19 protein-coding genes are annotated in these 20,015 nt (G+C 76.1%); 14 read left to right on the plus strand and 5 right to left on the minus strand.

The features are described 5' to 3' along the window. The coding region (locus BMW62_RS12140; protein ID WP_348271459.1) for a DUF222 domain-containing protein at positions 1-929 on the minus strand (929 nt) is incomplete at its 3' end. A gap of 358 nt (positions 930-1,287) precedes the next feature. On the opposite strand from BMW62_RS12140, the gene hisH reads away from it, so the two are divergent. After that, complete coding sequence (gene hisH, locus BMW62_RS12145; RefSeq protein ID WP_091931127.1) at positions 1,288-1,926, plus strand: imidazole glycerol phosphate synthase subunit HisH; 639 nt, start codon at positions 1,288-1,290, stop codon at positions 1,924-1,926. 6 nt (positions 1,927-1,932) lie between these two features. Here the strand turns inward: hisH and BMW62_RS12150 are convergent, their stop codons facing one another. Next, complete coding sequence (locus BMW62_RS12150) at positions 1,933-2,697, minus strand: SDR family NAD(P)-dependent oxidoreductase (RefSeq protein ID WP_091931128.1); 765 nt, start codon at positions 2,695-2,697, stop codon at positions 1,933-1,935. Between the two features lie 92 nt (positions 2,698-2,789). Between BMW62_RS12150 and BMW62_RS12155 the strand changes: the two genes are divergently transcribed. Further along, positions 2,790-5,123, plus strand: coding sequence for a M20/M25/M40 family metallo-hydrolase (locus tag BMW62_RS12155; RefSeq protein ID WP_211435099.1), 2,334 nt, complete (start codon positions 2,790-2,792; stop codon positions 5,121-5,123). A 3-nt stretch (positions 5,124-5,126) separates the two neighbouring features. Here the strand turns inward: BMW62_RS12155 and BMW62_RS12160 are convergent, their stop codons facing one another. Together BMW62_RS12160 and BMW62_RS12165 are read right to left on the minus strand one after the other, a co-directional pair. After that, positions 5,127-5,726 carry a nitroreductase family protein gene (locus BMW62_RS12160; RefSeq protein WP_091931249.1) on the minus strand — a complete coding sequence of 200 codons (600 nt, stop codon included), beginning with the start codon at positions 5,724-5,726 and terminating at the stop codon, positions 5,127-5,129. Positions 5,727-5,759: 33 nt separating this feature from the next. Next, entirely contained in the window at positions 5,760-6,308 is a 549-nt protein-coding gene (locus BMW62_RS12165) for a TIGR03086 family metal-binding protein (RefSeq protein ID WP_091931129.1), read from the minus strand. A gap of 38 nt (positions 6,309-6,346) precedes the next feature. Between BMW62_RS12165 and BMW62_RS12170 the strand changes: the two genes are divergently transcribed. From BMW62_RS12170 to hisF, 4 genes are read left to right on the plus strand one after another with little or no spacing between them, the layout of a single operon-like run. Further along, positions 6,347-7,186, plus strand: a complete 840-nt coding sequence (locus BMW62_RS12170; RefSeq protein WP_091931130.1) for a helix-turn-helix domain-containing protein — start codon at positions 6,347-6,349, stop codon at positions 7,184-7,186. Positions 7,187-7,224: 38 nt separating this feature from the next. Next, complete coding sequence (gene priA / locus BMW62_RS12175; protein WP_091931131.1) at positions 7,225-7,971, plus strand: bifunctional 1-(5-phosphoribosyl)-5-((5-phosphoribosylamino)methylideneamino)imidazole-4-carboxamide isomerase/phosphoribosylanthranilate isomerase PriA; 747 nt, start codon at positions 7,225-7,227, stop codon at positions 7,969-7,971. Continuing rightward, positions 7,968-8,360 carry a RidA family protein gene (locus tag BMW62_RS12180; RefSeq protein WP_091931132.1) on the plus strand — a complete coding sequence of 131 codons (393 nt, stop codon included), beginning with the start codon at positions 7,968-7,970 and terminating at the stop codon, positions 8,358-8,360. The genes priA and BMW62_RS12180 overlap by 4 nt, the downstream gene beginning before the upstream one ends. Beyond that, on the plus strand, positions 8,357-9,148 hold the full coding sequence (hisF, locus tag BMW62_RS12185) for an imidazole glycerol phosphate synthase subunit HisF (RefSeq protein WP_091931133.1): 792 nt from the start codon (positions 8,357-8,359) through the stop codon (positions 9,146-9,148). Before BMW62_RS12180 ends, hisF begins: the two co-directional genes overlap by 4 nt. A 120-nt stretch (positions 9,149-9,268) precedes the next feature. Here the strand turns inward: hisF and BMW62_RS12190 are convergent, their stop codons facing one another. After that, positions 9,269-9,880: a TIGR03085 family metal-binding protein gene (locus BMW62_RS12190; RefSeq protein WP_091931134.1), complete on the minus strand. Its 612-nt coding sequence runs from the start codon at positions 9,878-9,880 to the stop codon at positions 9,269-9,271. 139 nt (positions 9,881-10,019) lie between these two features. Between BMW62_RS12190 and BMW62_RS12195 the strand changes: the two genes are divergently transcribed. The 8 genes from BMW62_RS12195 to trpC all read left to right on the plus strand — a co-directional run bounded on the left by BMW62_RS12195 (position 10,020) and on the right by trpC (position 19,621). After that, positions 10,020-11,795: an ABC transporter ATP-binding protein gene (locus tag BMW62_RS12195; RefSeq protein WP_211435100.1), complete on the plus strand. Its 1,776-nt coding sequence runs from the start codon at positions 10,020-10,022 to the stop codon at positions 11,793-11,795. Further along, a complete protein-coding gene (locus BMW62_RS12200) occupies positions 11,792-13,627 on the plus strand; it encodes an ABC transporter ATP-binding protein (protein ID WP_091931135.1) in 1,836 nt (611 codons plus the stop codon). Before BMW62_RS12195 ends, BMW62_RS12200 begins: the two co-directional genes overlap by 4 nt. Before the next feature lie 71 nt (positions 13,628-13,698). Further along, positions 13,699-15,369 (plus strand): FAD-binding dehydrogenase, encoded by a 1,671-nt coding sequence (locus BMW62_RS12205; protein ID WP_091931136.1) that lies wholly within the window; start codon positions 13,699-13,701, stop codon positions 15,367-15,369. 10 nt (positions 15,370-15,379) lie between these two features. Then, a complete protein-coding gene (locus BMW62_RS12210) occupies positions 15,380-16,084 on the plus strand; it encodes a hypothetical protein (protein WP_139206255.1) in 705 nt (234 codons plus the stop codon). A 25-nt stretch (positions 16,085-16,109) separates the two neighbouring features. After that, positions 16,110-16,487 carry a phosphoribosyl-AMP cyclohydrolase gene (hisI, locus tag BMW62_RS12215; protein WP_091931138.1) on the plus strand — a complete coding sequence of 126 codons (378 nt, stop codon included), beginning with the start codon at positions 16,110-16,112 and terminating at the stop codon, positions 16,485-16,487. Further along, positions 16,484-18,019 (plus strand): anthranilate synthase component I, encoded by a 1,536-nt coding sequence (locus BMW62_RS12220; RefSeq protein WP_091931139.1) that lies wholly within the window; start codon positions 16,484-16,486, stop codon positions 18,017-18,019. Before hisI ends, BMW62_RS12220 begins: the two co-directional genes overlap by 4 nt. Continuing rightward, positions 18,016-18,660 (plus strand): TIGR02234 family membrane protein, encoded by a 645-nt coding sequence (locus tag BMW62_RS12225; protein WP_091931140.1) that lies wholly within the window; start codon positions 18,016-18,018, stop codon positions 18,658-18,660. Before BMW62_RS12220 ends, BMW62_RS12225 begins: the two co-directional genes overlap by 4 nt. A 151-nt stretch (positions 18,661-18,811) precedes the next feature. Beyond that, the gene (gene trpC, locus BMW62_RS12230; RefSeq protein WP_091931141.1) at positions 18,812-19,621 is read left to right on the plus strand and encodes an indole-3-glycerol phosphate synthase TrpC; all 810 of its coding nucleotides are present in this window, start codon (positions 18,812-18,814) and stop codon (positions 19,619-19,621) included. Positions 19,622-20,015: the final 394 nt, after the last annotated feature.

Here is a 20,015-nt window from a genome sequence, read left to right on the forward strand (position 1 = left end):
CCGTCGGGGCCGATGACGATGCGGCTGATGCCGCCGTCGCAGGCCAGCCAGCGGGCGCGGGCGGCGGAGATGATCGTGCCGAAGCCGGTCTGGGCGGCGCCGGGGCCGGCCGCGGCGGGGTCGATGAGGTCTTCGAGGTCCACCCGGACCACCACGTGTGGTTTCTGGGTGCGCAGGACCGGCAGGGTGCCGGCGGCGAGCTGGTTGTCGCACAGCTGGACGAGGGCGTCGGCGGACTGCTGGGCGCGGGTACGCAGGTCCCCGGCGGGCCGGTTGGCCTGCACGATCGACTCGACCGCGGTCTGCAGCTTCTCCCCGCCCACGGCGTCGAGTTCGCCGCGGAGGGAGATTGACCCGTCGGCGTGCTTGACGAAGCTCAGCGACCGGCCTTCGGTGGGGTCGGGCTCAGCGCCGTCGGGGTCCAGCCGGTCCAGGTAGTGGGCGACGACCTGCCGCAGCTCGGCGTGCGGGCGGGTGGCGGCCACCCGCGCGAGGGCCGCATCGATCCCGGCGAGGTCGACGTCCTGGGCTGCGGCGGCGGCCAGGTTGGCCGGGGTGGTCACCGGGGCGATCACCGCCAGCGCCTCCGGGGGCAGCGCCCCGGTCGCGGCTGCGGCGGCGACCGCGGGCAGGGCCTCGATCGCCCGCCCGGAGGCCACCAGCCGGAAGGCGGCGGCCGGGGAGACCCGGGCGTGGCCGCACAGCCAGGAGGCCATGGTCTTCTGCCCGTCGTGCTCGGCGGCGCCGGTCAGCTCGCCCTGGCGGACGGTGCGGGCGATCTCGGCGGACAGGCGGTTCCCGGCGGCCAGCAGCGGGCCCAGGCGGTCGATCAGCTGCGGCCCGAACGCAGCCGTCAGGTCCTGGGCGGCCAGGTCGTCCAGCGCGGCGACCAACCGGTCGATCGCATCGGACGTACCTGTCGAACACATGTGCGAATACTACCGCCGGTCGACGAGACCCGCAGCACGAATCCGCAGGTCACCGGCTTGTCCACAGACGTAGGCGTCGCCTTGACAGTGGCCTCTTTCATGGGCTGGCGATCGCCTGTCGACAGCTCGGACGATGCTCCTGTACGCGGATGCCGACGTGGTCATCGGGGCGACCGACGTGTCGGTGCGAGTAGTACTGCTCGGGCTTCGCCCGCCGAGCGCCCGACCACCTTCGGCCCCGAACAGCGATGGGGCAGCCAAGTGAGGGCGGCGGACGGCCAGCGCGCGTCGCCCGTGTGACGGTGCACGCACGGGAACACCCCGGGGGCCTCCGGCGCTGATCGGTAGCGTGGCAGGCGTGAAGAAGGTGGCGGTCCTCGACTACGGCTCGGGCAACCTGCGCTCCGCGGAGCGTGCGCTGCAGCGGGTCGGTGCCGAGGTGACGGTGACCTCCGACGCGCGGACGGCGCTGGACGCCGACGGCCTCGTCGTCCCCGGGGTGGGCGCGTTCGCCGCCTGCATGAAGGGCCTCGACGCCGTCGACGGGCGGCGGATCATCGGCCGCCGGCTCGCCGGTGGCCGGCCGGTGCTCGGCATCTGCGTCGGCATGCAGATCCTGTTCGAGCGCGGCGTCGAGCACGGCGTGGACGCCGAGGGCTGCGGCGAGTGGCCCGGCGTCGTCGAGCCGCTCGAGGCGCCGGTGCTGCCGCACATGGGCTGGAACACCGTCCAGGCGCCGCGGGACAGCGTGCTGTTCGACGGGCTGGCCGACCAGCGCTTCTACTTCGTGCACTCCTACGGCGTGCGGAACTTCCCGCTCGGTCAGGACGGCGCCTCCTCGCCGCTGGCCCCACCGAAGGTGACGTGGGCCGAGCACGGCGACCGGTTCGTCGCCGGCGTGGAGAACGCCGCCCTCTCGGCGACCCAGTTCCACCCCGAGAAGAGCGGGGACGCCGGGGCGCAGCTGCTCACCAACTGGCTGCACACGCTGCGCTGAGCTCGTTCAGCTGCGCAGGTAGCTGGCCCCGTTGACATCGATGATCGTGCCGGTCGAGAACCGGGCCTCCGGCGACGCCAGCCACAGCACCGCCGCGGCGACCTCCTCCGGGCGCGCCACCCGGCCGTAGGGGGACTGCGCCCGGACCGCGTCGCCGCCCGGGCCGTCGAGGATCTCGCGCGCCATCTCGGTCTGCACGAACCCCGGGGCGACGCTGCCCACGCTGATGCCGTGCGGGGCGAGCGCCTGGGCCATCGACTGCCCGAACGCGTTGAGCCCGGCCTTCGCGGCGCCGTAGGCCGGCGTGGCCGGTTCGCCGCGGAAGGCGCCGCGGCTGGTCACGTTGACGACCGCGCCGCCGCCGGCGGCGACCAGGTGCGGCACCGCCCGGAAGGTGGCGTGCATCGCGCCGACCAGGTTCACCTGCAGCGTGCGGGCCACGACCGCCTGCCACTCCTCCCAGGACGTCTCCATGGGCGGGTGCGGTGTGAAGACGCCGGCGTTGTTCACCAGCACCTGCAACCCGCCGAGGGCGGCCGCGGCCTCGTCGACCGCCGCCCCGACGGCGTCGGCGTCGGCGACGTCGGCCTGCACGACGGCGTGCCCGCTGCCGGGCAGCTCCGCGGCGACCCGCTCGGCGGCTTCCCGCGAGCTGCCGGAGTGCACGGCCACCCGGTCGCCCCGGGCGGCGAAGGCGTGCGCGACCGCCCGTCCGATGCCGCGGGAGGCGCCGGTGACCAGGACGGCGCGGGAGGCTGGGGTGCTGCTCATGGCGGCAGTCAACCAGCCGCTGTCGGCCGCGCCTGCCCGGCCCGGGTGCGCCGGCGCCCTAGGGTGCGCGGGTTGCCGTCCAAGGAGGTCGCGTGCCCGCCGAGCGCCCGTCCCGCCCCGGCCGCCTCGTCGGGCTGGCCGTCGTCGCGCTGCTGCTGGCGCTCAGCGCCTGGAGCGTCGTGGGGCTCCAGCCGCCGGACCCGCGCCCGGCCGACGCCCCGGCCCCGGAGTTCAGCGCGACCCGCGCCTTCGCGCACGTCGAGCGCATCGCGACCCAGCCGCACGTGGCGGGCAGCCCCGCGAACGGCGCGGTGGTGGAGGACCTGGTCGCCACCCTCACCGGCCTCGGCCTGGACACCCGCGTGCAGAACGCCGTCGGCGCCCGGGCCGGCGGCGTGGGGGAGACCCGCATGGCGCGGGTGCGCAACGTCGTCGCCGTCCTCCCGGGAACCGAGCCCACCGGCCGGCTGTACCTGGTGGCGCACCACGACTCGGTGGAGGGCGGCCCGGGGGCGGCCGACGACGCGGCGGGGGTCGCCACGCTGCTGGAGTCGGTCCGCGCGCTGACCGAGGGCCCGCGGCTGCGCAACGACGTCGTCGTCGTCCTCACCGACGCCGAGGAGGCCTGCCTCTGCGGGGCCGAGGCGTTCACCGCCTCGCACCCGCTGGCCGGCGGCGGGGTGGTGCTCAACGTCGAGGCCCGCGGCACCGGCGGACCGCCGATCATGTTCGAGACGTCGCTGGGCAACGCCGGCCTCGCCGCGGCGTTCGCCGACGCCGCGCCGCACCCGGTCGCGAGCAGCTTCGCCGTCGAGGTCTACCGGGCGCTGCCCAACGACACCGACTTCAGCGTGCTGCTCGAGGACGGCGGCTTCACCGGCATGAACACCGCCTTCATCGACGGTGCGGCCGCCTACCACTCGCCGCAGGACACCCCGGAACGGCTCGACCGCGGCACCCTGCAGGCCCTCGGCGACAACACCCTCGCGCTCGCCCGGGAGCTGGGCGGGCGCGACCTGGCCGCCCTCGCCGCGCCGGCGGCCGAGGATGCGACATACTTCCCGCTCCCGGGCTTGCTCGTGCGCTACCCGGGCTGGCTGGTGTGGCCGCTGGCCGGGGCGGCGCTCGCCGCGGTCGCCGGGCTGGCGTGGACCCTGCGCGCCCGCGGGATCAGCTCGCTGCGGCGCACGGCGGGGGCGGCAGCGCTGGCCCTGGTCCCGCTCGTGACCGGGCCGCTCGCCGCGCAGGGGCTGTGGTGGGCGCTGGTCGCCACGCGCCCCGGGTACGCCACGATGCTCGACCCCTGGCGGCCGGGCTGGTTCCGGCTGGCCGCGGTCGCGGTGGTGCTCGCCGCGGTGCTGGTCTGGTACGCGCTGCTGCGCCGCCGGGTGGGAGCTGCACCGCTGGTCACGGGTGCGCTGCTGTGGCTCGCCGTGCTGTCGGCGGTGCTCGCCGCGGTGGCGCCGGGCGGCTCCTACCTGGCGGCGTGGCCGGCGCTGGTCGGCGCGCTCACCGGCGTCGTCGCCGTCCTGGTGCGCAGGCGTGCCGTCCGCGCCGTCGCCGCGCTGCTCACCGGGGCGACCGCGGTGCTGGTCCTCGCACCGACGGCCGCGCTCTTCTTCCCCGCCCTCGGCCTGTCGCAGGCGCTGGCGCCGTCGGTGGTCGTCGTCCTCGCCGGGCTGGCCCTGCTCCCGGCGTTCGAACTGCTCTTCCCCGGCCCGGGGACGGCGACCGGGGCGCGCGACCGGCTCGCCGCGGCGGCCGTCCCGGTGGTGGCGCTGGGCACGGCGTGGGCCTGCGTCGCCGCGGGGCTGGCGGTCGACCGCTTCGACGCCGAGCACCCCGTGCCCAGCCGGCTGGCGTACGTGCTCGACACCGACCAGGAGCAGGCCCGGTGGGTGACCACCGAGACGACGCCGGGGGAGTGGACCGGCCGCTTCGTCGACGGCCGCGGCGCCCTGGGGGTGGAGCTGCCCTACCTCGCCGGCCGCGATCTGCAGACCGGGCCGGCCGAGGTCGCCGACCTCCCCGCGCCGGAGGTCACCGTCGTCTCCGACGAGGTGCTCGGCGGGCGGCGCGAGATCGCCGTGCGGGTCACGCCGCAGCGGGCGGGCGTGCGCCTGGTCGACCTCGGGCTGACCGTCGACGGTGGCAGCGTCGTCCGCGGCCGGCTCGCCGGGCGGGACGTGCCCGAGGAGTCGCTGGGCGGCAGCGCGCTGCGCATCACGTTCCACGCGCCGCCCGCCGACGGGCTGCAGGCGGCCTTCACGGTGGAGGGCGACGGCCCGGTGCGGCTGCGCGCCACCGACGGCAGCGACGGGCTCGCCGGCCTTCCCGGGTTCGAGCCACGGCCCGAGAGGGTCGACGTCGCCGGCACGCACGGGGCGGACCTGGTGCTGGTCACGGGGGTCACCGAGCTCGGCTGAGCATCACCACCGCCCCCGGTGCACCACCTCGTCGACGCCCCGCCGGCCGCGGCGCAGCGACGGCGACCGGCGGTCCCCGTCCCCGGGGTAGCCGACCGAGACGCACCCGACCGGGCGGTACTCCGCCGGCACCCCGAAGGCCGACCGGAAGGCGTCCACGCGCCCGGCCGGGACGCCGAAGAAGCAGGCGCCGAGCCCCTCGTCGACCGCGGTGAGCAGCATCAGCAGCGAGGCCATGCCCGCGTCGACGTCCCAGTACGGCACCGGCCAACGCGCTTCGTCGCGGTCGGTCCAGCCCTTGTCCGGCTCGGCGTAGCGGTCGAGGTAGGCGCTCTTGTTCGCCAGCGGCACGACCAGCAGCGGCGCCCGCCGCATGCGGGTGAGCCAGCCGTCGGGGGCGGCGTCGTCGGTGGTGGCCGACCAGAAGCGGTGGCGTTCCTCGGCGGTCTCCAGGACGAGGAACGCCCAGCCCTGGCTGAAGCCGGCCGAGGGCGCCCGGATGGCGTGCTCGAGCAGCTTCTCCCGCACCTCGGGGGGCACCGGGCGGTCGGGGTCGTAGTCGCGCACCATGCGGCGGCGGCGGACGACGTCGGCGAACTCCACGCCGTCAGCCTGCCGCACCGGCACGCGGGCCCGTCAGGCGCTCCGGCCGAGACGGGCGAGCACGCGGGTGGCGCGGTCGGCGTCCCCGGGCACGTCCAGGGCCGGGCGGCAGATGCCGTCCATGTGCAGGGCGGGGCCGAAGGCGTCCGCACCCGCCTCGATCCGGCCCAGCTCCTCGTCGGTGAGGGCGGGGTCGGTGCCGACGGCGCGGGCGACGTCCCAGCGGTGCACGACCAGGTCCCACACGTAGAACTGCACGAAGGCCGCCCCGACGGTGGTCGGGCCGAAGTGGCCGTCGAACTCCCGGGCGGCGACGGCCTCGTCGGACACCGCCTCGGCGACCCGCTTGGCGTGCTCCCGCCAGGCGGTCGCAGGGTCGGCGGCGACGTCCGGCGCCTCACCCAGGTCGACGCCGTGGGTGGTGAGGAAGTCCCGCTGGGTGCCGACCACGTGGCCGACGACGTCGGCGGCGGTCCAGCCCTCGCAGGGCGACGGGCGGGCCCAGCCGGCCGGGGGGACGGCGTCGAGCAGGGCGGTGAAGGGTCGTTCGGCGGCCTGGAAGCTCGCGGCGGTGGAGGTCATGCCCCGCAACGTAGGAGCGTGCGGCAGGCTCGGTCTTGATGAAACCCGACAGCTCCCGGTCGATGGACCACATCGAGCGCGCGCACCTGGTGGAGCCCGGCGACGCCTCGCACGTCATCCACCGCTATGCCGCGGCGCCGGAGTTCGAGGGCCTGCTGCAGCGGTTCTGGATCCCGGTCTGGTCGGTGCCGCCCGGGCGGGAGGCGCCGCAGCGGGTGCTGCAGTACCCGGTCGCGCTGCTGGTCGTCTCCAGCGGCTACGCCCGGTTCTACGGCGTCGTCTCCGGATTGTCGGAGACGACGCTGACCGGCGAGGGCTGGGCGGTCGGCGTCATGTGCGCCCCGGCCGCCGGCGCGCTCGTCGCGGGCGGGCCGATGAGCGGCTACACCGACCGGTTCGTCGACGTCGCCGAGGTCCTCGGGGCCGCGGGGGAGGAGCTCACCGCACGGGTCCGGGCGGCGATGGCACCGGACCCGCGCTCCCCGGACGCCCACGGCGCGGCGATGGCCGCGTTCGGCGACGCGCTGCGGCGCTACCTGCCGGTCGACGACGAGGGCCGCCTGGTCAACGAGGTGGTCGCGTTCGTGGAGGGTGACCGCGAGGTCGTTCGGGTCGCGCAGGTGTGCGACCGCTTCGGGCTCTCCGAGCGGGCGCTGCAGCGGCTGGTGCACCGCCGGCTCGGGCTCACCCCGAAGTGGCTGGTCCAGCGCCGGCGGCTGCAGGAGGCCGCCGAACGGCTGCGAGGGCAGCCGGCGAGCATGGGCGAGGTGGCCGCGGTGCTCGGCTACGCCGACCAGGCGCACTTCACCCGCGACTTCGCCCGGGTGACCGGCACGACCCCCGGCCGGTTCGCCGCCCGGCACGCCCCCGGGAGCTGACGCAGGCCGCCGGGGCACCGGTCCCTAGGCTGCACACCGTGCCGAAGCTGCAGCTGCTCCCCGCCGTCGACGTCGCCGACGGCCAGGCCGTCCGTCTCGTGCAGGGGGAGGCCGGGAGCGAGACCTCCTACGGCGACCCCCTCGACGCCGCGCTGCAGTGGCAGCGCGACGGCGCCGAGTGGGTGCACCTCGTCGACCTCGACGCCGCCTTCGGCCGCGGCTCCAACCGCGAGCTGCTCGCCCGGGTGGTCGGTGAGCTCGACGTCGACGTCGAGCTCTCCGGCGGCATCCGGGACGACGCGTCGCTCGAGGCGGCGCTGGCCACCGGCTGCCGGCGGGTGAACCTGGGCACCGCCGCCCTGGAGTCGCCCGAGTGGTGCGCCCGGGCCATCGCCGAGCACGGCGACCGCATCGCCGTCGGCCTCGACGTGCGCGGCACCCGGCTGGCCGCCCGCGGCTGGACCCAGGAGGGCGGCGAGCTCTACGAGACCCTCGCCCGCCTCGACGCCGAGGGCTGCGCCCGCTACGTCGTCACCGACATCACCAAGGACGGCACCCTCAAGGGCCCGAACCTCGACCTGCTCCGCGAGGTCTGCGCCGCCACCCCGCGGCCGGTCATCGCCTCCGGCGGGGTCAGCTCGCTCGACGACATCCGGGCGCTGGCCGGCCTGACCGCGATCGGCGTCGAGGGCGCCATCGTCGGCAAGGCGCTGTACGCCGGCGCGTTCACGCTGCCGGAGGCCCTGCGGATCGCCTCCGGGGACGGCGACGGAGCCCTGTCGTGACGGTCCTCAACCTCGGCTCGGCCAACCCCTGGGAGCCGGTGGTCGGCTACAGCCGGATCGTCGTCCGCGGCGACACCGCCTGGGTGAGCGGCACGACGGCGATCGTCGACGGTGCGGTCGCCCACCCCGGCGACGCCGCCGCGCAGACCCGCCAGGTGCTGGCCACCATCGAGCGGTCGCTGGAGCGGGCCGGCTTCACCCTCGCCGACGTCGTCCGCACCCGGATGTACGTCACCGACATCACCCGCTGGGAAGAGGTCGGCCGGGCGCACGGCGAGGTGTTCGGTGACATCCGGCCGGCGTCGACGATGGTGGAGGTCTCGGCGCTCATCGACCCCGACCTGCTGGTGGAGATCGAGGCCGACGCCGTGCGGGAGCCCGCGGCATGACGCTCGCCGTGCGGGTCGTCCCGTGCCTCGACGTCGACGCCGGGCGGGTGGTGAAGGGCGTCAACTTCGTCGACCTCCGCGACGCCGGTGACCCGGTGGAGATGGCCCGGGTCTACGACGCCGAGGGCGCCGACGAGCTCACCTTCCTCGATATCACCGCGAGCTCCGGCAACCGGGAGACGACCTACGACGTCGTCCGCCGCACCGCCGAGAGCGTCTTCATCCCGCTCACCGTCGGCGGCGGGGTGCGCGGCGTCGAGGACGTCGACAAGCTGCTGCGCGCCGGAGCGGACAAGGTCGCGGTGAACACCGCCGCCGTCGCCCGGCCGGAGCTGATCGCCGAGATCGCGCAGCGCTTCGGCAACCAGGTGCTCGTGCTGTCGCTGGACGCGCGGCGGGTGCGCGACGGCGCGGTCACCGACTCCGGCTGGGAGATCACCACGCACGGCGGCCGCCGGGGCACCGGCCGCGACGCCGTGGAGTGGTGCGTGCAGGCCGCGGAGCTCGGCGTCGGGGAGATCCTGCTCAACTCCATGGACGCCGACGGCACCCGCGCCGGCTTCGACACCGACCTCATCGCCCAGGTGCGCCGGGAGGTCGCCGTCCCGCTGATCGCCAGCGGGGGAGCGGGCGCGGTCGAGCACTTCCCGCCCGCTGTCTCGGCGGGCGCCGATGCGGTGCTGGCCGCGAGCGTCTTCCACTTCGGCCAGCTCCGCGTCGGCGACGTCAAGGCCGGGCTCGCCGCCGCCGGCGTCCCGGTGCGCCGCGAGGGCGACACCCCGCTGTGACACGGTCGTCCTCCGGACGACACCGCGACCAGGAGCCGTCCCCCGAGCGCTGAGCCGCTGCGTCGTGCCTGCGCGGACCCTCCGTGACACTCCGGGCCCACTCGGCGCGACAGGGGCAGCTCACTCCACGTCGACGCGGGCGACGTCCCGCCGGCCGGAGACCCACAGCATCAGCTCCAGCGGCTCCCCGGTGACGGTGCGCCCCGCGTCGCCCAGCCGCTTCTCGGCGCCGGGCACGTCGCTGCGGCGGAGCAGGAGGCCGCGGCGGCCGGCGGCGCGCCGGGCGTGGAGGCCCAGCCCGGCCCACAGCTGGTCCTGCTCCTCCCGCGGCAGCGACCGCGGCTCCCACCCGGGCCGGGCACGGCGGACGTCCTCGTGGTGGATCGCGAACTCAACCGTGTTGATCGCCCGGGCCACGGCCGGCCAGGCCGTGGGCGCCCAGGACGGCGGGCCGGAGCGGACCTGGCCCACCACCTCGGCGTAGGGGGTGGACTCGCGCAGCCGGTCCTCCAGGCGGTGCGACCACCAGGCCAGCCGCGCGCCCCCGGGCACCAGCTCCAGCCCGTACCCCGGCAGGGCGTCGGGCCGCCGGTCGCGGACGGCGAGGTGCGCGGCCAGGTGCGCCGTCGTCCACCCCTCGCAGCACGTCGGCGCCTCCGGCCCCAGCTCGTCGAGGAGGTCGGCCAGCGCGGCGCGCTCACGGTCCGGCAGGGACGGGGCAGAGGCGCTCATCGCTCCTGCATACCGGGCGGGTGCATCCGGCGACACCCGGACCCGGGAAGAAGTCGGGTGCGCGCTCGGTTGGAGCCGCTTAGCGTCCCTAACGACCGTCCGGCATCCTGGACCGGTCGCCCGACCCCCGAGGAGCACCGTGTCCCGCCGCAGAGACGCCGTCGTGCGACGCGGGCTCCGCCACATCCGCCGGGCCGTCCGCGAGCAGCCGCGCATGTTCACCCTGGCGCTCCTGGCCAGCAGCCTCTACGGCGGGATGACGGTCGCCAGCGCGTACGTCATCGGGGAGGTCACCGACCGGGTGCTGCTGCCCTCCTTCGAGGACGGCGCCACCACCGGCACGGCGCTGGCGCTGGCCTCCGTCGCCATCCTCGGTGTCGCGCTGCTGAAGATCCTGGGCATCGTGGGCCGCCGGTTGTTCGCCGGGATCATGAGCTACCGGCTGCAGGCCGAGTACCGCCGCCGGGTCACCGGCCAGTACCTCCGGCTGCCGCTCTCCTGGCATCAGCGCCACCCCACCGGGCAGCTCCTCTCCAACGCCAACTCCGACGTCGAGTCCGCCTGGTTCTTCGTCGCGCCGCTGCCGTTCGCCTGCGGTGCCCTGGTGATGATCGCGATCACCAGCGTGGCGCTCGTGCTCACCGACCCGCTGCTCGCGCTGGTCGGCCTGGTGGTCTTCCCGCTGGTGTTCGCCGCCAACGTCGTCTACTCGCAGGTGATGAGCCCCCGGATGCAGCGGGCCCAGCAGCTGCGCGCCGAGGTCAGCGAGATCGCGCACGAGAGCTTCGACGCCGCGCTGGTCGTGAAGACCCTCGGCCGCGAGGACACCGAGACCGGGCGCTTCGCCGACCGGGCCCAGGAGCTGCGCGACGGGCTGATCGCCGTCGGCCGGGTGCGCGGGGTGTTCGACCCGCTGATGGAGGCGCTGCCGAACCTGGGCACCCTCGCCGTCCTGCTCATCGGTGCCGGCCGGGTCGCCGACGGCGCCATCGACGCCGGCGGGCTCGTGTCGATCGCCTACCTGTTCACCCTGCTCGCGCTGCCCATCCGCGCCATCGGCTGGGTTCTGGCCGACCTGCCCCGCGCGCTGGCCGGCTTCGACCGGGTCACCCCCGTCCTGGAGGCGACCGGCGAGACCCCGTACGGGCCGGACGCCGCGGTCGCCGGCGCCGGTGGGGCGGCTGTGGCCCTGCGCGGCGTCGGGTTCCGCTTCGACGGCGGCAGCCGCCCCACGCTCGAGGGGGTGACCTTCGACGTGCCCGCCGGGCGGACGGTGGCGGTCGTCGGGCCCACCGGATCGGGCAAGTCCACGCTCGCCGGCCTGCTGGTGCGCCTGGTCGACCCGGCCGACGGCGGCGTGCTCCTCGACGGCGTCGACCTGCGCCGGCTGCGGGAGGGCGAGGTGAGCACCCAGGCCGCGTTCGTCGCGCAGGGCGCCTTCCTCTTCGACGACACCGTGCGCGGCAACGTCACCCTCGGCGCCCCGATGTCCGACGACGACGTGCGGGCGGCGCTGCGCGTGGCGGCCGCCGACGAGTTCGTGGCCGCGCTCCCCGAGGGGCTCGACACCCGGGTGGGTGAGCGGGGCGCATCCCTCTCCGGCGGCCAGCGGCAGCGCCTGGCGCTCGCCCGCGCCGTCGTCCGCCGCCCCCGGCTGCTGGTCCTCGACGACGCCACCAGCGCCGTCGACCCGGCCGTGGAGGCACGCATCCTCGACGCGCTGCGCGCCGGCGGGACGCCGACGACCGTGGTGGTGGTCGCCTACCGGCAGGCGACGATCGCGCTGGCCGACGAGGTGGTGTGGCTGGAGGACGGCCGCGCCGTCGCGCGCGGCACCCACGAGCAGCTGCTGGCCGACGTCCCCGGCTACGCGGCGCTGGTCCGGGCCTATGCGCAGGCGGAGGTGCCGGCGTGACCGCCGCGACGCAGCTCGAGGACCGCGAGCACGAGGGCGCCCTGGCCACGCTGCGGCGGGGCCTGCGCATGATGCCGGAGTTCCGGCGCGGCCTGCCGGTCACCTTCGCGCTGGCGCTGGTCGCCACGGCCGGCCGGGTGGTCGTCCCGATCGCCGTGCAGCAGGTCATCGACCGCGGCCTGGGCTCGCCGGAAGGGCCCGACCTCGGCGTGGTCTCCTGGCTGGTCGGGGCCTGTGCCGTGGTCGTCGTCCTCACCGCCGTCGCGGTCTACCGCATGAACGTGCGCCTGTTCCGCACGACCGAGACCGCGCTGGCCGGCCTGCGGGAGCGGGCGTTCCGGCACGTGCACGACCTCTCGGTGCTGCACCAGCAGGGGCAGCGGCGCGGCTCCCTGGTCTCCCGGGTCACCAGCGACGTCGACCAGCTGTCGGTGTTCATGCAGTGGGGCGGTGTGCTGGGGCTGGTCAGCGTGGGCCAGCTCGTCGTCGCCACCGTCGTCATGTTCGTCTACTCCTGGCAGCTCACGCTGCTGGTGCTGGTCTGCTTCGTCCCGCTGGTGTTCGCCGTCCGCTGGTTCGCCCGCCGGCTGGTGCAGGTCTACGGCGTGGTCCGGGAGCGGGTCGGCGACGTGCTGGCCGCCGTCTCCGAGTCGGTCGTCGGGGCTCCCACGGTGCGCGCCTACGGCGTGCGCGCCCGCACCGCCGAGCGGCTCGACGCCGCCATCGACCGGCACTACCGCGCCCAGGTCGACGCCCAGAAGGTGACCGCCGCGGTCTTCGTCAGCGGTGAGTTCGTCGCGGCCGTCGCCAACGCCGCGGTCGTCGTCGTCGGCGTCCTCCTCGGCCTGGCCGGTGACATCACCCCGGGCACGTTGGTGGCGTTCCTCTTCCTGGTCACCCTGTTCGTCGCCCCGGTGCAGACCGCCAGCGAGGTGCTCAACGAGGCGCAGAACGCCGTCGCCGGCTTCCGGCGAGTGCTCGACGTGCTCGACACCGAGCCCGACGTGCGCGACCCGGCCGTGGCCGCGCCCGACCGGGTGCGCGAGCTGCCCGCCGGACCGCTCGGCGTGCGCTTCGAGCACGTCACCTTCCGGTACGCACCGGGTGCCCGGGCGGCGCTCGACGACGTCGACCTGACCATCGCCCCGCGCACCCGGGTGGCGATCGTCGGCGAGACCGGCTCGGGCAAGACCACCTTCGCCAAGCTCGTCACCCGGCTCATGGACCCCGTCGAGGGGCGGGTGCTCCTCGGCTCGGGCGACGGCGGGTGGGTGCCGCTGGCCGACGTCGCCGTCTCCTCGCTGCGCGCGCGGGTGGTGATGGTGCCGCAGGACGGGTTCCTGTTCGACGCCACCGTCGCCGGCAACGTGCGCTACGGCCGGCCCGGTATGACCGACGACGACGTCGTCGACGCGTTCGGCGACCTCGGCCTCGGTCCGTGGGTCGCCGGCCTGCCCGCAGGGGTCGGGACGCCGGTCGGGCAGCGCGGGGAGTCGCTGTCGGCGGGCGAGCGGCAGCTGGTCGCCGTCGCCCGCGCCTACGTGGCCGACCCCGACCTGCTGGTGCTCGACGAGGCGACCAGCGCGGTGGACCCGGCCACCGAGCAGCGGCTCACCCGGGCGCTGGACACCCTCACCGAGGGCCGGACGACGCTCACCATCGCGCACCGGCTCTCCACCGCCGAGCGCGCCGAGGAGGTGCTCGTCGTCGACGCGGGCCACGTCGTCCAGCGCGGCACGCACGCCGAGCTGGTCGACGCCGAGGGGCCCTACGCCCGCTTGCATGCCTCGTGGCGGCGGTCCTCGGCGGGAGAGCCCGAGCCGGTCACCTGACCGGGGGCGGGCCGGCAACATGCCCACCCGGGGGGACGCGCGCGAGCGGGCGCGCCCGCTAGCGTCGCGGCGTGAGCACCGATACGCACAGCACCGAGGCGGACGTCGTCGTGGTGGGCGCGGGCCTGGCCGGCCTGGTCGCCACCGCCGAACTCGCCGACGCCGGCAAGCGGGTGGTCCTGGTCGACCAGGAGCCCGAGGTGTCGCTGGGCGGGCAGGCGTGGTGGTCCTTCGGCGGGCTGTTCCTCGTCGACTCCCCGGAGCAGCGCCGGCTGCGGGTGCGCGACTCGCTGGAGCTCGCCCGCCAGGACTGGTTCGGCACGGCCGGGTTCGACCGCGACAGCGACCACTGGCCGCGGCAGTGGGCCGAGGCCTACCTGCAGTTCGCCGCGGGGGAGAAGCGCGCCTGGCTCAAGGAGCAGGGCATCGGCTTCTTCCCGGTCGTCGGGTGGGCCGAGCGCGGCGGCTACACGGCCACCGGGCACGGCAACTCGGTCCCGCGCTTCCACATCGTCTGGGGCACCGGGCCCGGCGTCGTCGCTCCCTTCGAGCGCCGGGTGCGTGCGGCGGTCGCCGAGGGCCGGGTCGAGCTGCGGTTCCGCCACCGGGTCTCCGAGCTCGTCGTCCGCGACGGCGCCGTGACCGGTGTGCGCGGCGCCGTGCTCGAGCCCAGCCCCGTGGCCCGCGGGGAGGCCAGCTCCCGCACCGAGGTCGGCGAGTTCGAGCTGACCGCCCAGGCCGTCGTCGTCACCTCCGGGGGCATCGGCGGCAACCACGAGCTGGTCCGCCGGTACTGGCCGGCCCGGCTCGGCCCCGCCCCGCAGCGGCTCCTCTCCGGCGTGCCCGCCCACGTGGACGGGCAGATGCAGGAGACCGCCGTCGCCGCCGGGGCGAGCCTGGTCAACGGCGACCGGATGTGGCACTACACCGAGGGCGTCGCCAACCACTCGCCGGTCTGGGACAAGCACGGCATCCGCATCCTGCCCGGGCCCTCGTCGCTGTGGCTCGACGCCACCGGCCGCCGGCTCCCGGTGCCGCTGTTCCCCGGCTTCGACACGCTGGGCACGCTCGCGCACATCGGGCAGACCGGCCACGAGCACACCTGGTTCGTCGCCACGCACAAGATCGTGGAGAAGGAGTTCGCGCTCTCGGGCTCCGAGCAGAACCCAGACCTCACGGGCAAGGACCTCCGGCTCCTGATGACCCGCGTCAAGGCCGGTGTCTCCGGCCCGGTCCAGGCCTTCCTGGACAAGGGGGAGGACTTCGTCGTCGCCCGCACGCTGCCCGAACTGGTCGCCGGCATGAACCGGGTCACCGGGGGCACCCCGGAGCTCGACCTCGCGCAGGTCGAGCGGGAGGTCGTGGCGCGCGACCGCGAGGTCGGCAACGCGTTCACCAAGGACCTGCAGGTCACCGCGATCCGCGGCGCGCGCAACTACCTCGGCGACAAGCTCATCCGGGTGGCGCCGCCGCACCGCATCCTCGACCCGGCGGCCGGGCCGCTGGTCGCCGTCCGGCTCAACGTCATCACCCGCAAGAGCCTCGGCGGGCTGGAGACCGACCTCTCCGGTCGCGTGCTCCGCCCCGGCGGCGAGATATTCCCCGGGCTGTACGCGGCCGGCGAGGTGGCCGGGTTCGGCGGGGGCGGCGTGCACGGCTACCGCTCGCTCGAGGGCACCTTCCTCGGCGGCTGCCTGTTCTCCGGCCGGGTCGCGGGTCGTGCGCTCGCGGCCGCGCTGTGACGGGGACGCGGTGAGCGCACCCCGCGACCCGTGGTCGGACCCGGCGACGCCGACCGAGCCGGGGCCGGGCTACACCGGTCCGCCGCCCACGCTGCCGCCGCCCACCCCCTACGGCGCACCGCCGTACGGTGTGCCGCCGTACGGGTACGGGCCCCCGCCGTACGGCCCGTCCGGCCCGTACGGCTGGTCCGGCCCCTGGGGGACGGCGCCGTTCCCGGGGGGGCCGGTCCCGCCCCGGGCCGGGCGGCGGCCGGGGCAGGTGGTCGGCGCCGCGGTGCTCAGCTTCGTCCAGGCGGTGCTGGTGCTGATCGCCTCGCTGTACGTGTGGTTCTTCGCCTCGCTGGCGCAGATGGCGATCGAGGAGAGCCCGACGGCCGCCCCCACCCAGGCGTACGAGTTCGCCCGCGAGGGCGGCGTGCTGTCGATCGTCCAGGTGGTGTCGGTGGTGCTTCTGGTGGCCGCCGGCATCCTGGCCCTCAGCCGGCGCACCCGGGTGGCGTGGCTGGCGCTGCTGGCCGCGCACGGCGTCCAGTTGGTGCTCACCGCCTACTGGTGGGCGCAGCTGACCGACCTGCTCGGCCCGGCCGCGGCCACCGAGGACGTCGGGGGCGTGATCGCGGTGTTCAGCCTGTTCTTCGCCGCCGCCCCGCTGGTGGCCCTCGGGCTGGTGCTCTTCGGCGGTGGGCGCCACTGGTTCACCGCCCCGCAGGGCTGACCGGGGCGCACGGCACACTGGCGGCATGCCCGCGACCGACCCCTCCGCACCCGCGCCGGCCCCCGAGGTGGCCGCTCTGCTGCGCCGCGACCCGGCCGGCCTGGTCGCCGCCGTCGTCCAGCAGCACGACACCCGCGAGGTGCTCATGGTGGCCTGGATGGACGACGAGGCGGTGCGCCGCACGCTGACCACCGGCCGGGCCACCTACTGGTCGCGCAGCCGGCAGGAGCACTGGGTCAAGGGGGAGACCTCCGGGCACCGCCAGTGGGTGCGCGAGGTGCGGCTCGACTGCGACGGCGACGCGCTGCTGCTGCTGGTCGACCAGGAGGGCCCCGCCTGCCACACCGGCGAGCTCAGCTGCTTCCACCGGGTGCTCCCCGCCGTGCAGGGGGTCGCGCCGTGAGGTTCGGGGTCACCGCGCCCTCGCGCGAGGAGTTCACGGCATCGGACGCAGCGGTCGTGCCGGTGACCCGCCGGCTGCTCGCCGACGGCGAGACGGCCGTCGGCGTCTACCGCAAGCTGGCCGGCAACCGGCCGGGCACGGTGCTGCTGGAGTCGGCCGAGCAGGGCAAGCGGTGGGCCCGCTACAGCTTCGTCGGGGTCCGCAGCGCCGGCGTCCTGACCGAGCGCGACGGCCGCACCCTGTGGCTCGGCGACGACGTCCCGGGGGTCACCGACGACCTCCCCGAGGACCCCCTGGAGGCGGTGCGGGTGGTGGCGCGGCGGCTGCGCTCGCCCCGCACCCCGGGCCTGCCCCCGCTCAGCGGTGGGCTCGTGGGCTACCTCGGGTACGACGTCGTCCGCCGGCTGGAGCGGCTGCCGAGCACCAGCGACGACGACCTCGGCATGCCGGAGCTGGCGATGATGCTGGTCACCGACCTGGCCGTGCTGGACCACAGCGACGGGTCGGTGCTGCTCATCGCCAACGCGCTGCGCGGCGGCGGCGCGGGGCCCGACGCGGCCGCCTACGACGACGCGGCCGCCTACGACGACGCGGTCGCCCGGCTCGACGCCATGGCCGCCGCGCTGGTCCACCCCGCGCCGTCGGCCGTCGCCGTGTTCGAGCCCGCCGACGTGCCGGCGTCGGTGCGCAGCAACCTCGCGCCGGGCGTGTTCCAGGACGGCGTCGAGGAGGTGCGCGAGCACATCCGGGCCGGCGACGCGTTCCAGGTGGTGCTGTCCCAGCGGTTCGAGCTCGTGACCGACGTCCCGGCGCTGGACCTGTACCGCGTGCTGCGGGCGACCAACCCGTCGCCGTACATGTACCTGCTCCGGTTCGCCGGCCGGGAGACGCCCTTCGACGTCGTGGGCTCCTCGCCCGAGGCGCTGGTGACGGTCGCCGGCACCTCCGCCGTCGTGCACCCGCCGGCCGGCACCCGCCCGCGCGGGGCCACCCCCGAGGAGGACGTCCGCCTCGCCGAGGGGCTGCTGGCCGACCCGAAGGAGCGGGCCGAGCACGTCATGCTCGTCGACCTCGCCCGCAACGACCTGGGGAGGGTCTGCGTGCCGGGCAGCGTCGAGGTGCCCGACTTCATGCGGATCGAGCACTACAGCCACGTGATGCACCTGGTGTCGACCGTCGCCGGCGAGGTGCGGTCCGGCTGCGACGCCCTCGACGTCTTCGACGCGACGTTCCCCGCGGGCACCGTGTCCGGCGCCCCGAAGCCCAGCGCCATGACGATCATCGAGACGCTCGAGCCCACCCGGCGTGCGCTGTACGCGGGCACCGTCGGCTACGTCGACGCGAGCGGCGACATGGACATGGCGATCGCGATCCGCACCGCCGTCCTGCACCAGGGTCGCGCCTACGTGCAGGCCGGCGCGGGCATCGTGGCCGACAGCGACGCCGCCTCCGAGGAGGCCGAGACCCGGCACAAGGCGCGCGCGGTGCTCTCGGCGATCGCGACGGCCGAGAGGCTGCGGGAGCTGACGTGAGCGGGTCCCCGGACGAGGGCCGGTCCGGTGGAGCGCGGCGCGAGCTGACCGCCGCCGTGGTCGGCGCCGCGCTGGCCGGGGCCCTGGCGCTGTCGGCCGCGAGCCAGCGCTGGGCGGCCGTCACCGCCGAGCGGCGGCCGCCGCTGCCGCCGGTGTCCGGCACGCTCACCGGCGGTGCGGCGGCGCCGCTGGTCACCGCCGCCGGGCTGGTGCTGCTGGCCGCCGCCGTCGCGCTGCTGGCCGTGCGGGGTGCCGGGCGGCTGGTCGTGGGGCTGCTGGTGGCGGTCTGCGGTGGCGCCCTGGTCTGGTCGGGCGCGCGGGTGCTCGCCGGGGGAGTGGCCGACGCCGCCGCCGACCTGCCGGGCGTCAGCGGCACCAGCGTCACCGCGACGACGGTGGAGGTCGCCGCGGTCTGGCCGGGCCTCGCCGTCGCCGCCGGGGTGCTGGCGGTCCTCGCCGGGCTGCTCGTCGTCCTCCGCGGTGCCGCCTGGCCGGCGATGGGACGGCGCTACGAGCGCGACGCCGGACCGGCACCACCGAGGTCGGCCGAGGACCGCACGGACGACGCGTGGAAGGCGCTGGACCGCGGGGAGGACCCGACCGAGCCCCCACCGGCGCCGCGGTCCGGCCGCTCCGCATAGCGGAGCGGGCCCCGCCCGCCGGGACCGCCCCCGGGCCGGAGGGCGCGGGACCCGCCTCTAGAGTGGGCACCCCACCCGCCGGGATCGACGTACGAGGAGCAGTGGCGACGATGAACGACCACGGGACCTCGGCCGAAGCTGCGGCCACGCCGTGAACGTGCTCGACGAGATCATCGAGGGCGTCCGCGCCGACCTCGCCGTCCGCGAGGCCGCGACGCCGCTGGCCGAGGTGAAGGCCGCCGCGCAGGCGGCCCGGCCCGCCCGCGACGCGCTGGCCGCGCTGCGCGCCCCCGGCGTCGGCGTGATCGCCGAGGTCAAGCGGCGCAGCCCCTCCAAGGGCGACCTCGCCGACATCGCCGACCCCGCCTCGCTGGCGCAGCAGTACGCCGCCGGCGGCGCCCGCGTCATCTCCGTGCTGACCGAGGGGCGCCGCTTCGGGGGCTCGCACGCCGACCTCGCCGCCGTCCGCGCCGTCGTCGACGTCCCGGTGCTGTGCAAGGACTTCGTCGTCAGCAGCTACCAGGTGCACGAGGCGCGGGCCCACGGTGCCGACGTCGTCCTGCTCATCGTCGCCGCCCTGGAGCAGAACGTGCTCGTCGGCCTGCTCGAGCGGGTCGAGTCCCTGGGCATGACCGCGCTGGTCGAGGTGCACACCGAGGCCGAGGCCGACCGGGCGATGGCGGCGGGAGCCTCGGTGATCGGGGTCAACGCCCGCGACCTGACCACCCTGCAGGTCGACCGGTCCACCTTCGAGCGGATCGCGCCCGGGCTGCCGTCGGAGGTCGTGAAGGTCGCCGAGTCCGGCGTCCGCGGCCCGCACGACCTGATCGGCTACGCCGCCGCCGGGGCCGATGCCGTGCTCGTGGGCGAGGGGCTGGTCACCGCCGGCGACGCCCGGCAGGCCGTCGCGGACCTGGTCACGGCGGGCAGCCACCCCGCCACCCCGCGCACCACCCGCTGATCGGTCCCGTCCCGGTCCACCGGACCCGCCTCCCGGAGCCTTGGACCTCTGCGCGAACCCTGGACCGCCGCGCGGAGCCCGGACCGCCGCGCTGTCCTTCTGCGGTAGGGCGGACCCGCCCCCCGGAGCGGTCCGCCCGACGGCGGTGTGTTCGTCTGCGTCGACGTACGCCCTCTGTGCGTCGCTCCCCCGGCGCTGAGGCGCGGGAAATGTCGTAGCCCCTGTCTAGCCTGCGGTCATGTCGGTGGTGGGCGGGTTCGCGGTCGGGGTGACGGTGTCCCCGGTCGACCCGTTCCCTTCGCCGTGGGAGCTGGCCGACCCGGATCCGCAGCGGTGGGACGAGCCGTTGTCCGCGTGGCTGCCGGCCCGGCGCGGCGCGGTGGAGGCCGCCGAC

Source organism: Blastococcus sp. DSM 46786 (genome assembly GCF_900109665.1).
Lineage (GTDB): Bacteria > Actinomycetota > Actinomycetes > Mycobacteriales > Geodermatophilaceae > Blastococcus > Blastococcus carthaginiensis.